10 protein-coding genes are annotated in these 13,977 nt (G+C 68.6%); all 10 read left to right on the forward strand.

The features are described from left to right. Positions 1–37 precede the first annotated feature (37 nt). The gene (locus tag ACODT0_RS28155) at positions 38–1,216 is read left to right on the forward strand and encodes an enolase C-terminal domain-like protein (protein WP_489042835.1); all 1,179 of its coding nucleotides are present in this window, start codon (positions 38–40) and stop codon (positions 1,214–1,216) included. 25 nt (positions 1,217–1,241) lie between these two features. Next, positions 1,242–2,099, forward strand: a complete 858-nt coding sequence (locus ACODT0_RS28160; protein ID WP_413765322.1) for a fumarylacetoacetate hydrolase family protein — start codon at positions 1,242–1,244, stop codon at positions 2,097–2,099. Beyond that, entirely contained in the window at positions 2,096–2,413 is a 318-nt protein-coding gene (locus ACODT0_RS28165) for an NIPSNAP family protein (protein ID WP_296729486.1), read from the forward strand. The genes ACODT0_RS28160 and ACODT0_RS28165 overlap by 4 nt, the downstream gene beginning before the upstream one ends. A gap of 61 nt (positions 2,414–2,474) precedes the next feature. Continuing rightward, positions 2,475–3,437, forward strand: coding sequence for a Bug family tripartite tricarboxylate transporter substrate binding protein (locus tag ACODT0_RS28170; protein ID WP_296729488.1), 963 nt, complete (start codon positions 2,475–2,477; stop codon positions 3,435–3,437). A 21-nt stretch (positions 3,438–3,458) separates the two neighbouring features. After that, positions 3,459–5,249 carry a CocE/NonD family hydrolase gene (locus tag ACODT0_RS28175; protein WP_296729490.1) on the forward strand — a complete coding sequence of 597 codons (1,791 nt, stop codon included), beginning with the start codon at positions 3,459–3,461 and terminating at the stop codon, positions 5,247–5,249. A 31-nt stretch (positions 5,250–5,280) separates the two neighbouring features. Then, a complete protein-coding gene (locus tag ACODT0_RS28180) occupies positions 5,281–6,087 on the forward strand; it encodes a helix-turn-helix transcriptional regulator (RefSeq protein ID WP_296729492.1) in 807 nt (268 codons plus the stop codon). An 83-nt stretch (positions 6,088–6,170) separates the two neighbouring features. Then, positions 6,171–7,340, forward strand: coding sequence for an acyl-CoA dehydrogenase family protein (locus ACODT0_RS28185; RefSeq protein ID WP_489042836.1), 1,170 nt, complete (start codon positions 6,171–6,173; stop codon positions 7,338–7,340). A gap of 11 nt (positions 7,341–7,351) precedes the next feature. Continuing rightward, complete coding sequence (locus ACODT0_RS28190) at positions 7,352–8,683, forward strand: MFS transporter (RefSeq protein WP_489042837.1); 1,332 nt, start codon at positions 7,352–7,354, stop codon at positions 8,681–8,683. 21 nt (positions 8,684–8,704) lie between these two features. Then, positions 8,705–10,435: an IlvD/Edd family dehydratase gene (locus ACODT0_RS28195; RefSeq protein WP_296729498.1), complete on the forward strand. Its 1,731-nt coding sequence runs from the start codon at positions 8,705–8,707 to the stop codon at positions 10,433–10,435. 19 nt (positions 10,436–10,454) lie between these two features. After that, positions 10,455–13,958 carry an indolepyruvate ferredoxin oxidoreductase family protein gene (locus tag ACODT0_RS28200; protein WP_489042838.1) on the forward strand — a complete coding sequence of 1,168 codons (3,504 nt, stop codon included), beginning with the start codon at positions 10,455–10,457 and terminating at the stop codon, positions 13,956–13,958. Positions 13,959–13,977: the final 19 nt, after the last annotated feature.

Consider the following 13,977-nt stretch of genomic DNA (forward strand, 5'->3'; position numbering starts at 1 on the left):
GACGGCTCACAAAAATTCAGGACACACAGAAAGCATCATGCGGATCATCGACCTCCAGGAAGCGGCTTTTCCGGTGCAGAGCACCATGCGCAACGCCGTGTTCTCCTTCGCCGAGATGACGACCTCGATCGTCGCGGTACGGCTGGACCCGGGCAGCGGCAGGACGCCGGTCACCGGCTACGCGTTCAACTCCACCGGCCGCTACGCCTGCGGGCAGCCGATGCGCGAGCGCTTCTTCCCCCGGCTGTTGCGGGCCCGGCCCGAGTCGCTGCTCGACGGCGACGGGGTGCTCGATCCGGCCAGGGCCGTGGCGGCGATGCTCGTCGGCGAGAAGCCGGGCGGCCATGCCGAACGCTCGATCGCCATCGGCACCATCGAGACCGCGCTGTGGGATGCCATCGGCAAGGCGCAGGACCTTCCGACCGCGGAAGTGCTGGCGCGGCGCTATCGCGGCGGGACCATGCAGCGCAAGGTCTCCGTGTACGTGGGCGGCGGCTGGTATCGCCCGGGCGGCGTGCCGCAGGACGTGGCCGACGAGATCCGCGGCCACCAGGCCGCCGGCTACACCCACGTGAAGATCAAGGTGGGCGGAGCATCGCTCGACGAAGACCTGCGCCGTATCGATTGCGCGCTCGGCGTGCTGCCCGACAGCAGCCACCTCGCGGTCGATGCCAACTGCAAGTTCCAGCGCGACGAGGCGCTCGTCTATGCGAAGGCGCTGGCGCCGTACGACCTGCGCTGGTTCGAGGAGCCCTGCGATCCCAACGACTATGCGCTGATGGCCGAGCTGGCCTCGGTGTACGCGCCACCGCTTGCGGTCGGCGAGAACCTCTATGGCAACCAGGAGGTGACCAACCTCGTGCGCCTCGGCGGCTGGCGCAGCGGGAAGGACCTGATCCAGGTCGACCCGCCGCAGTCGTACGGCCTGCATGCCTTCGCCAGCATTGCGCTGGCGCTCGAGGCGCAGGGGTGGGGGCCCGGCAGCCATTTCCCGCACGGCGGCAACCAGATGTCGCTGGCACTGGTGGCCGGCCTGGGCCTCGGCGGCTGCGAGGCCTATCCCGGCGTGTTCGGCTCCTTCGGCGGCTTTGCGGACGACACGCGGGTCGAGGACGGCTTCGTGCATCCGCCGCAGCGGCCCGGCATCGGCTTCGAGGGCCACGGCGCGCTGCATGCGCTGATGCGTTCGGTCGGTGCCGGGCTGAAAACCTCCTGATCGATCTCCTTCCTCTCGCAAGCCCATGAACTTCGTCACTTTCCGTACCGACTCCGATCCGACGCCCCGCCTGGGCGCGGTCATCGATGGCGCCATCGTCACACTGCCCGGTGACATGGAGGCCCTTTGCACCCGCGGCGCGGCCGGCTTCGCCGCCGCCGCGAAGGAGGCCGCCGCCGCGCCCGCCTCGGCCCGCATCCCGCTCGGCAGCGCGAGGCTGCTGCCCGTGGTGCCGCGGCCCGGCAAGATCATCTGCCTGGGGCTCAACTACGCGGACCACGCGGCCGAAGGCGGCAACCAGCGGCCCGACTACCCCAGCTTCTTTCTGCGCGGTGCGTCCTCGCTCGTGGCGCACGGCGCGGCGATCCGGCAGCCGCGCGTTTCGAGCCAGCTCGACTTCGAGGCCGAGCTGGCCGTGGTGATCGGCAAAACCTCGCGCCACCTGAGCGAAGCCGACGCGCTCGAGGCCGTGGCCGGCTATGCCTGTTTCAACGATGCCACGCTGCGCGACTACCAGCGCAAGACCGCGCAGTGGACCATCGGCAAGAACTTCGATGCCACCGGCGCCCTGGGGCCCTGGCTGGTGCCCGCGTCAGACCTGCCGCCCGGTGCCGCGGGGCTGAAGATCGAATCGCGCCTCAACGGCACGGTCATGCAGAGCAGCAACACCGCACGGATGCTGTTTCCGGTGGCCGAAACGCTGTGCCTGCTCACCGAGGCGCTCACGCTCGAGCCGGGCGACGTGATCGTGATGGGCACGCCCGCGGGCGTCGGCTATGCGCGCAAGCCGCCCGTGTGGATGAAGGCCGGCGACACCATCGAGATCGAGATCGAAGGCATCGGCGTGCTGTCGAACCCCGTGGAGAACGAGGCGCAACCATGATCTTCGAGCTCAGGACCTACACCGCCGAACCCGGGCGCGTCGCCGACTTCCTGCAGCTCTACGAGCGCATGGCGCTGCCGTTGCAGAACAAGTACCTGGGAGGCCTCGTCGGCTTCTACGTCAGCGAGATCGGCCCGCTGAACCAGATCGTGCATCTGTGGCGATTCGACAGCCTGGCCGACCGCGAGCAACGGCGCTCGGCCATGGAGGCCGATCCGGCCTGGCAGGAATACAGGGCGCGTTCGAAGGAACTGGGCGCGCTGCGGCAGCAGGAGTCGCAGATCCTGAAACCGACCTCGTTCTCGCCCCGCTAGCGGCACACCTGGCGCCGATGCGCGAAGTGGCACCTCGAAAAACAAGTACGGAGACAAGGCAATGAGCAACATCAATCGCAGGACCCTCCTCAGCGCGGCACTCGGCAGCGCATTGCCGGCGATGGCCCAGCCGGCCAAGTCGGATGTGCTGCGCATCGTCGTGCCCTTCCCCGCGGGATCGGGCATGGACGTCACCGGACGGCTGCTGGCACACACCCTCGAGACCACGAGCGGTCGCAACGTCATCATCGACAACAAGCCCGGCGCGGGCGCGGTGATCGGATCGCTGGACGTGTCGCGATCGAAGCCCGATGGCAACACGGTGCTGCTGAACTCCGCGGGCCACACGACCAACGCGGTGCTCTACAAGAACCTGCCCTTCGACTCGAAGTCGGACTTCACGCCCATCACGCGGCTGGCCACCTACTATGGATGGGCCCTGCTGGTCGGAGCGAACTCCCGCTTCAAGACCCTGCAGCAGTTCATCGATGCCGCGAAGGCATCGCCGGGCAAGCTCACCATCGCGAACTCGGGCCTGGGCAATCCCACCCACATCATGGCCTCGCTGTTCTGCAGGAACGCCGGCATCGACCTGGTCCATGTCCCGTACAAGGGCGCGCCGAGCAACGACCTGGTCTCGGGCGTCGTCGATTGCACCTTCCTCGCGCCGGTCTCCGCGCAGGGCTGGATCCAGGGCAAACAGATGCGCGCGCTCGGCCTCTCGGGCAACGTGCGCTCGCCGATCGTTCCCGACACGCCCACCTTCGCCGAACTCGGGCTGGACGTGCCCGACATCCCCGCCTGGTCGGGCATCTGGGGCCCGAAGAACATGAACGAAGCCACGGCCAATTCGCTGCACGCCATGTTTGCCAAGCTCGGGCAGGACCCGAAGTACCGGCAGTACATCCAGGACGGCGGCGGCGTGCTCGAGGCGACGACACCGCGCGATTTCAAGGCCTTCGTCGATGCGGAGATCGACCGCTTCGCCAGGATCCTGCCGCCGCTGGGCATCCAGATCAGTTGAGTTTCAGAAGGAAAGATCACCATGAACCAAGCCAACCCGAACCGCGCCGACGGCGCGCTTTCCAACGACATGCCCGAGGCCGTCCATGCCGACGGCATGCGCATCCTCTGGGATGTGCCCATTCCGATGAGCGACGGCGTCGTGCTGCGCGCCGACGTCTTTCTCCCGCCGGAACCCGGCCGCCATGCGGCACTGCTCTCCTACGGCGCCTATGGCAAGGGCGTGCCCATGCAGGTGGGCTACAAGAGCGCGTACGACCGCATGGTGCGCGACTTCCCCGACATCGCCGAAGGCTCGTCGAACAAGTACATGAACTGGGAGGTCGTCGATCCCGAGAAGTGGGTGCCCGACGGCTTCGTCTGCATCCGCGTCGACAGCCGCGGCGCGGGCCGCTCGCCGGGCGTGCTCGACCCGACCTCGGAGCAGGAGACGAAGGACATCTACGAATGCATCGAATGGGCGGCGGCACAGCCGTGGAGCAACGGCAAGATCGGGATGAACGGCATCTCCTACTACGCGAGCAACCAGTGGTACGTCGCCGCGCTGCGGCCTCCTCACCTCGCCGCCATCTGCGTCTGGGAAGGCTTCGTCGATCGCTATCGCGATGCGGCGCGGCACGGCGGCATCTACTCGCAGTTCGGCGAAGGCTGGTACGAGCGCCAGGTGCTGCGCATCCAGCACGGCTATGGCGAGCGCGGCGCGCGCAATCCGAACAACGGCGAGCTCGTCTGCGGTCCGCAAACGCTGTCGGACGAGGAACTGGCGGCGAACCGCGCGCCCAAGATGGCCAACGAGTCGCTGAACCGCCCGCTCGACGACGCGTTCTATTCCTCGCGCAAGCCCGATGTGAGCCGCATCGAGGTGCCGCTGCTGTCGGCCGCGAACTGGGGCGGCATGGGCGTGCATCCGCGCGGCAATTTCGAGGGCTATCTGGACGCGGGCTCGAGCCAGAAGTGGCTGGAGGTGCATGGCAACAGCCACTTCAGCCCTTTCTACCGGGCCGAGGGTCTTGCGCTGCAGAAGCGCTTTCTCGCCCACTTCCTGCAAGGCAAGGACACGGGCTGGGACCGCCAGCCGCCGGTGCAGTTGCAGATCCGCCGGCCGGGCGAGCACTTCACGATCCGCGACGAGCAGGAATGGCCGCTGGCCCGCACCCAGTGGACGAAGTACTACCTCGAGCCCGCCACCCGCGCCCTGGGCACCACGCCGGCCACCGGCGCCAGCATCGCCTACCAGGCGATGGGCGAAGGGCTCATGTTCAAGCTCCCGCCGGCCAGGGAGGAGATCGAGATCACCGGCCCGATCGCGGCGCGGCTCGTGGTGTCTTCCAGGACGGCGGATGCCGACCTCTTCCTGGCGCTGCGCCTTTACGCACCGGACGGCAAGGAGGTGTTGTTCGTCGGCTCCAACGATCCGCGCGTGCCGATCGCACTGGGATGGCTGCGCGCCTCGCACCGCAAGCTCGATGCGGCGAAGTCGCTGCCCTACCGCCCGTACCACACGCACGACGAACTGCAGCCGCTCGTGCCGGGCGAGCCGGTCGTGCTCGACATCGAGATCCTGCCGACCTCCATCGTGATTCCGCCGGGCTACACGCTGGCCCTCAACGTTCGAGGCTGCGACTACGACCACGGACTCGGCGACGCCGGCTTCTCGGACCAGCCCTATCCGATGACGGGCGTCGGTCCGTTCCGCCACGCGAATCCGCAGGACCGGCCGCCCGAGGTCTTCGGCGGCGAGAACACGCTGCACTTCGACCAGGGCAACGAGCCCTTCATCCTGTTGCCCATCATTCCCGCCAAGGGTGCTTGAGCCCGCTGGATCGCAAGAGCGCGGACGCGACATGACGGATGCCGACGACGCCTTCGTTCCCGGGCGCTGCACCAGCGCCGACCGCGTCATGTGGATCACGAAGGACCGCCTCTTCTATGCCGGCCTTCTCGGCGCCCGAAGCCTGCACACGCAAGGGGCCCTCGTCGCGTACGTCGCGATCGATGGCCGACTGCGCGTGCGGCTCGACGGGGGCGAATGGCAAGCGACCGAAGTCGCGATCGTCCAGCCTTACGTGCCCTACGAGATCGCCTGCGAGGGCCGCAACGTGCTCATCGTGCTGATCGAGCCCGAGACGGTCGACGCGAGCCGGCTGCCGCCGCTCTTGCGCCTGTGCGGCGCGGTGCACGCACCCGACTTCGCGACGCATGTGCGCGAGGTCCATCGCCGGCTTGCTTCGCAAGGCGGCGCGCTCGACCTGCACCCGTGCGATTTCGACCGGAGCTTCTTCGGCGCGGCGTTGCCCGCGCGCGCGCTCGACCAGCGCATCGCGAGCGTGCTGGAGCGCATCAAGGCCGATCCGACCGGTGCCGTTGCCTCCGACGAATGCGCTTCGCGCGTGAACCTGTCGATCTCGCGCTTCCGGCATCTGTTCAAGGAAGAGGTGGGCATTCCGTTTCGCAACGTGCGTGCGTGGAAGCGGGCCCGCAGCCTGCTGCACCATGTGCACACGGACGCCAGCCTGGTCGACGTCGCGCTCGACATCGGCTATCCCGATTCGACGCATTTCAGTCATTCGATCCGCCAGGTCTACGGGCTCAAGCCCCGAGACATCATCGCGGGCTCGCGCAAGCTGCGCATCATCGCGCAGGCGCTCTAGCCATCGGCCTTCGACCCGACGTCGAACACGCCAGCCGCTGCGCGCAAGACGGCCATCTCGCGCCGCAAGAAGATGGGGGCACGATGATCGAAACACGTCCACTCCCTCACTACTTCAGCGCCGAGCATGAAGTCTTCCGATCGACGCTGCGCGAATTCGTCGACCGCGAGATCGTCCCTTTCGCGAACGACTGGGACGAGGCCGAAACCTTTCCTCGCGAGCTCTATCGCAAGTTCGGTGCCTTGGGTGCCCTCGGCATCGGCTACGACGAAGCGCTCGGCGGCACGGCGGCCGACATCTTCCATTACCTCGTCGCGATCGAGGAGGTGGCGCGCGCGGGCTGCGGCGGCGTGCAGGCTTCGCTGCTGTCGCACACCATCGGCCTGCCACCCGTGGCCGCGCATGGCAGCGAAGCACTCAAGCGGCGCGTGGTGCCGCCCGTGCTCGCCGGCGACAAGATCGCCGCGCTGGCGGTCACCGAGCCCGGCGGCGGTTCCGACGTTGCATCGCTCAAATGCGCCGCGCGGCGCGAGGGCGAGCACTATGTGCTGAACGGCGAGAAGACCTTCATCACCTCCGGCATGCGCGCCGACTTCATCACCGTGGCCGTGCGCACCGATGCGGGCTCGAAGGGCGCCGCGGGCGTGTCGGCCCTGCTGGTCGATGCCGATTCGACCGGACTCACGCGCACGCCGCTCAAGAAGATGGGCTGGTGGTGCTCCGACACCGCGCATCTGCATTTCGACGACGTGCGCGTGCCGGTCGGCCATCTGCTGGGCACCGAGCACCAGGGCTTTAAGGTCTTCATGACCAACTTCAACAGCGAGCGGCTGTCGATGTCGGCCGCCGCCTGCGCCTTCGCGCAGGCCTGTCTCGACGAGGCCCTGGCCTGGGCGCGCGACCGCGTGACCTTCGGGCAACCGCTCGCGCAGCGGCAGGTCATTCGCCACAAGCTCGTGGACATGGCGCTGAAGATCGACGCCGCCCGCGCGCTCGTCTACGAGCTGGCTTGGCGGCTCGAGCACCGGCATGGCGATCCCGAGCAGCTCGTGGCGCGCGCCTGCATGGCGAAGATCCTTTCGACGCAGGCCATGCAGTTCTGCGCCGATCAGGCGGTGCAGATCGTCGGCGGCATGGGGTACATGCGCGGCACCCGCTCCGAACGCATCTATCGCGAAGCCAAGGTGATGATGATCGGCGGCGGCTCCGAGGAAATCCTCAAGGACCTGGCGGCCCGGCAGCTGGGCATCTGAAGCGCCCCGCCATGAATGACAGGATCGACCTCGGCGGCCTGCTGGACGCCTCGCCCGTGCGGCGCGGCCACGTGCTCACCGTGGCCACGCTGTTCCTCGTGCTGCTGATCGACGGCTACGACCTGGCGGTGACCGGCCAGATGCTGCCCGCTATCGCATCGACGCTCGGCGTGCCGACCGCCAGCCTGACCGGCGCCTTCGCGTTGCAGCCCATGGGGCAGGCGATCGGTGGCCTGCTGCTGTCGCCGCTGGCCGATCACTTCGGCCGCAAGCGCATGCTGATCGCACTGCTGGCACTGTTCTCGGTCGCCACCTTGCAGAGCGTGTTCGCCGGCTCGATCGCCACCTTCGGGGCAACGCGCTTCATCGCCGGCATGCTGGGCGGCGGCCTGCTGCCTGCCGCTGCCAGCCTGGTGGCCGACATCTCGTCCGTCAAGCGTCGCTCGACCATGGTGGGCATCGTCTATGCCGGCGTGGCCATCGGCGCCGTGGGCGCCAGCGGGCTCGTGGCCCTCGCGCTCGATCGCATCGGCTGGCAGGGCATGTACCTGATCGGCGCATTGGCGCCGCTGCTGATGATCGTGCCGATCGTGCTGTGGATGCCGGAGTCGCCGCTGCATCTGGCGCGCACCGGCGCACAGCCGACCGACATCTTCAAGGCGCTGCGCAAGCTGGGCATCGCCGTGGATGCCGGCACCAGGCTTCGCGGACCGCAGCGGCGAACCGGCGCGCGCATCTCGATCGTCGAGATCTTCGGCGACCGCCGCGCGCTCTTCACCGCGGTGCTCTGGTTCTCCTGCATCTGCGGGCAGATCGCCGTGAACCTGTTCGGCATCGGCGCGGCCTTCTTCCATGAATTCGGGGGCGTGCCGGTCGCCAGCTATGCGGCCTACGCATCGATGGCCGGGCTGGCATCCATCGCCGCCGGCCTGTCCACAGGCCTCGTGATCGACCGCTTCGGGCGCTATCCCGTGACCGCCGTGTATGCGCTGCTGGGCGCGCTGTCGCTGGCCGGGCTCGGCGTCTTCCCGTTCGGCAGCGCGGGCTTCATCGCCGTGATCGTCAGCGCCGGCTTCTTCGTCATCGGCACCTACCAGTCGCTCAACATCATCACGCCCATCGTCTATCCGGCCACGCTGCGCAGCGCCGCGGTCGGATGGAAGGGGGCGGTCTCGCGCTTCGGCAGCAGCGCCGCGCCGCTGATCGCGGCAGCGCTGCTGGCGCAACAGATGGGCGTGAAGGTCGCCATGTGCGCCGCCGCGGCACCGTTGCTGATCGTGGTGCTGCTTGCGCCGGTGCTGGCCGTGCTGGAGCGGCGGATGCGATCTGACCACTCCTTGTGATAGCGATAGGAAAACAAGCGTATGTCCGATGAAGAAAAGCGCAGGCTGCGGTCGCAAGCCTGGTTCGAAGGCCGGGGCGCGAGGAACTTCGCGAACCGGGGCTGGGTTCGCAGCCGCGGCGTGCCGATGGATCACTTCGACGGGCGGCCCGTGATCGGCATCTGCAACACCTGGTCCGATCTCACGCCATGCAACTCGCACTTCCGCGACCTGGCGCAGCATGTGCGCGAAGGCATCCTCGAAGCGGGCGGCGTGCCGATGGAGTTCCCGGTCATCTCGCCCGGCGAGATGCTGACGCGGCCCACGGCCATGCTGTTGCGCAACCTGTGCAGCATAGACGTGGAAGAGACGCTGCGCGCCAACCCGCTCGACGGCGTGGTGCTGCTGATGGGCTGCGACAAGACGACGCCCGCGCTGCTGATGGGCGCCGCCAGCGTCAACCTGCCGACCATCGGCGTGTCCGGCGGGCCCATGCTCAACGGCAGCTTCCGCGGCAAGTCCTTCGGCGTCAAGGATGCATGGAACCTGGCGGCGGACCTGCGCGCCGGCCGCGCCGTCAACGAGGACTTCGAGGAGGCCGAGGGCTGCCTCACCCGCTCGGTGGGCGTGTGCAACGTGATGGGAACGGCGTCGACGATGGCGTCGATGGTCGAGGCGCTCGGCGTGGGGCTGCCCGACAACGCATCGATTCCCGCCGTGGATGCCAGGCGCCGCGTGCTCGCGCGCATGGCGGGCCGCCGCATCGTCGACATGGTGCGCGAGGACCTCCGGCTCGACAAGGTGCTGACCCGCGAGGCTTTCGAGAACGCCATCGCGGTCAACGCGGCCATCGGCGGATCGACCAATGCCGTCATCCATCTCACGGCGGTGGCGCGGCGCATGGAAGTCCCGCTCGACATCGAGGACTGGCACCGGGTCGGACGCGACGTGCCCACGCTGCTCAACCTCCAGCCCTCGGGCCGCTACCTGATGCAGGACTTCCATGAGGCCGGGGGGCTGCCCGTGATCCTGCGCGACATGTGCGAGTCGGGCCTGTTGCACGGCGATGCGCTGACCGTGACCGGCAGGACGCTGGCCGAGAACAACGCCCGCGCCGTCTGCTGGAACCCGGAGGTGATCCACAGCGTGGCGAAGCCCTTCATGGCGACCTCGGGCGTGGCCATCCTGCGCGGCAACCTGTGCCCGAACGGTGCAGTCATCAAGCCTTCGGCCGCCGAGCCGCGCCTGCTCAAGCACAGGGGCCGCGCGGTCGTGTTCGAGAACCAGGACGACCTCGCCCGGCGTGTCGACGATCCCGATCTCGACATCGATGCGGACTCGGTCATGGTCCTGCGGAACTGCGGCCCCAAGGGCTTTCCGGGCATGCCGGAGCTGGGGATGCTGCCCATTCCCGCCAAGCTGCTGAAGCAGGGCGTGACGGACATGGTCCGCATCTCGGACGCCCGCATGAGCGGTACCTCGTTCGGTGCCGTGGTGCTGCACGTGTCGCCCGAAGCGGCCGTGGGCGGCGCCCTTGCCGTCGTGCGCGACGGCGACCTGATCGAGCTCGACGTCGAGGCCCGGCGGCTCGAGCTGCTCGTGTCCGAGCAGGAGTTGCAGCAGCGGCTGGCCGCGTGGAAGCCGCCCGCCGCCATGGCTACGCGCGGCTACGTCAGGCTGTACGTCGACACCGTCAACCAGGCCCATGACGGCTGCGACCTGCAATTCCTGGTGGGCCGCAGCGGCAGCGACGTGCCGGCCGCCCAGCACTGAAACCCACAGGAGACGGATCTTGAACATTGCATTGGTACGTGACGTCGCGGCGCTCGAAGACCGCTATGGCGTCGATGACGGCTGGGTCTACATGACCGGCATCCAGGCGCTGGTGCGCCTGCCGCTGCAGCAGCGCGCGCGCGATGCGGCGGCCGGCTGGAACACGGGCGGCTACATCTCGGGCTATCGCGGTTCGCCGCTGGGCCGCTACGACATGGAGCTGTGGGCTGCCGAGAAGCAACTGAAGGCTGCCAACGTGGTGTTCCGTTCCGGCCTAAACGAGGACCTGGCCGCCACCGCCATCTGGGGCTCGCAGTACGTGGGGACCTTTCCGGGCGCGCGCGTGGATGGCGTGTTCGGCATCTGGTACGGCAAGGGCCCGGGCGTGGACCGTTCGGGCGACGTGCTTCGGCATGCCAACCAGGCCGGCACCTCGCCCAAGGGCGGCGTGCTGTGCCTGGCGGGCGATGACCACGGCGCGAAGAGTTCCTCGGTCGCCAACTTCTCCGATCCGATCCTCATGGCGGTCGGCATGCCGGTGCTCTATCCCTCCAACACGCAGGAGCTGCTGGACTACGGCCTGCACGGCATCGCCATGAGCCGCTTCTCGGGCTGCTGGGTGGGCATGAAGGTCGTGACCGACGTCGTCGAGGGCGGGGGATCGGTCTACGTGGGGACGGATGCTCCTCTCATCACCGTGCCCGAGGCACCGAGCCGGCCGGTGGACCCGTTCGGCGCGGGCTACAACATCCGCGGCTTCGACATGCCGCTTCCGCAGGAGGACCGGCTCTACAACCACAAGCATGGCGCGGTGCTCGCCTATGCCCGGGCGAACCGCCTCAATCGCATCGTCGCGGACCCTGCCGGGGCGGGTGTCGGCGTCATCGCGGCGGGCAAGGCCTGGCAGGACGTGTTGCAGGCTTTGGGGCGCGAGAGTGAGGCAACCGTGGGCGGGTTCGCCGACCTCAAGCTGCTGAAGATCGGACTGGTCTGGCCGCTCGATCCGGAGATCGTGCGCGAGTTCGCGCAAGGGTTGCACACCATCGTCGTGGTCGAGGAGAAGCGGCCCATCCTCGAAGACCAGGTGCGCACCATTCTTTACGGCAGTGCGAATGCACCGCGCCTCGTGGGCAAGCTGTTCGAAGGCGGGCTCTTCGAATCGGGCCCTGCCGACGTCGCCTTTCCGAATGCCAGCGAGATCTCGCCGATACGGGTGACGGAAGTGCTGGCGCGCGTGCTGGGCCGCGAGGTGCCCGTGCCCGCGCAGTGCACGGGCGCACCCGCGAAGGTGCCGGGGCCGAACCGCGTGCCCGGCTTCTGCTCGGGCTGCCCGCACAACCGCTCGACCAAGGTACCCGAAGGCAGCCGCGCGCTGGCCGGCATCGGCTGCCACAGCATGGCGCTGCTGGTGAACCCGCAGCAGACCACCACCTGGTCGCACATGGGTGCCGAAGGCGTGATGTGGCTCGGCCAGCAACCCTTCACCGCCGAGCGCCATGTGTTCGCCAACATCGGCGACGGCACGCTGGCGCACTCGGGCTACCTGGCGATTCGGCAGGCCGTCGCGGCGCAGGTGCCGATCACCTACAAGGTCCTGTACAACGGCTTCGTGTCCATGACCGGAGGGCAGGCGGTCGAGGGCAACCTCAGCCCGCCGCAGATCCTCGCGGGCTTCGCGGCGGAGGGCATCCTCAAGATGGCGGTCGTCACGGACGAGCCGCGGCGCTACGCCGCGGTGAAGTTGCCCGACGGCGTGGCCGTGCACGACCGCACGGCCCTCGACGCCGTGCAGCGCGAGTTCCGCGAATACCCCGGCGTCTCGGTGATCCTGTACGACCAGGCCTGCGCGGCGGAAAGGCGCCGGCTGCGCAAGCGCGGCAAGCTGCCCGATCCCGACCGGCGCCTGTTCATCAACCCCGCCGTGTGCGAGGGCTGCGGCGATTGCGGCGTGGCTTCGAACTGCATGTCGATCGAGCCGCTGGAGACCGAGCTCGGCCGCAAGCGCCGCATCAACCAGGGAAGCTGCAACAAGGACTATTCGTGCGTGGAGGGCTTCTGCCCCAGCTTCGTCAGCGTCGAGGGCGGAAAGCCGCGCCGTGCCGCGGCGCGCGTCGAGGCCCAGGCGGCATCGCCGCGCCCGTACACGCAGGCGCTGCCCGAGCCCGACATCGCACCGCTGCAACGCGCCTGTAGCGTGCTGATCTCCGGCATCGGCGGCACGGGCGTGGTGACCATCGGCCAGACCCTGGCCGTGGCCGCCCATCTGGAGGGCCGCTACAGCTCCAACCTCGATGTCACCGGGTTCTCGCAGAAGTACGGCGCCGTGACCTCGCATGTGCGGTTCGCGCCCGAGCCGGGGATGCTGCATGCCACGCGCATCGCCGAGGGCGAAGCCGATGCATTGATCGGTTGCGACCTCGTCGTCGCGGCCTCGGACGAATCGCTGACACGGCTGCCGGCCGGTCGCGGCCGCGCGGTGGTGAGCACCGGCCTCGTGCCGACCAGCGACTTCGCGCGCAATCCCGACTGGCAGCTCGACCCGAAGATGCTGATCGAGCGCATCGAGGCCGCGGCGGGCACGGCCGATCTCGTGCTGATCGATGGCGAGCGCATGGCCACCGCGCTGGTCGGCGATCCGATCGGCATCAACATGTTCATGCTGGGCCTGGCCTGGCAGCGCGGCTTCGTTCCCCTGGGACGAGCCGCGATCGAGCGGGCCATCGAGCTCAACGGCGTGGCCGTGGCCATGAACAAGGAAGCGTTCCTCTGGGGGCGACGCGTCGCCCACGACCGACCGGCGGTGGAGCGCCACCTGAAGGCCGAACAGCCGACGCAGGTCATCACCTTCATGCCGCGGCAGACCCGGGGACTCGACCAGACCGTCGCGCATCGCATCGAACACCTGCGCGCGCACAGCGGCGAACTGCATGTGCAGCGCTACAGGGCGTTGGTGGAGAAGGCGCGTCGGTTGGAAGCAGCGCTCCATGCGGGAGATGCCCTGGCCAGGGCCGTGGCGCACAACTACCACCGGCTGCTGGCGACCAAGGACGAGTGGGAGGTCGCCCGCCTGTTCACGCACCCCGACTTTCGATCGGCACTGGCGCAGGAGTTCGAGGGCCCGATCCGGCTGCGCTTCCACCTCGGGGTCTGGCCCTTCGCGCGGAAGGACGTCCACAGCGGCAAGCCCGTCAAGGGCGACGCGGGACCCTGGGTGCTGCTGGCGATGAAATGCATGGCGCGGATGCGCGGCCTCCGGGGAAGTTGGCTCGATCCGTTCCGCAAGGCGGCGGAACGCACACTCGACCGCCGGCTGTTGGCGCAGTACGAAGACGACATGCGCGTGGCCCTGTCCGACTTGCGTGCCGAGACCTTGCCCATCGTGACGAAGCTGGCCTCGCTGCCCCAGTCGATCCGGGGATACGGCCATGTGCGCGAGGCGCAGGCCGAGAAGGCGGCTGCGACGCGGCAAGCGCTGTTGCGGGAACTGGCGCTGGCCGGCGAGCAACAGGCGCGTGCCGCATGACGCCTCGAAACCGTCGCGG

It is taken from the genome of Variovorax sp. FG153, assembly GCF_057809595.1.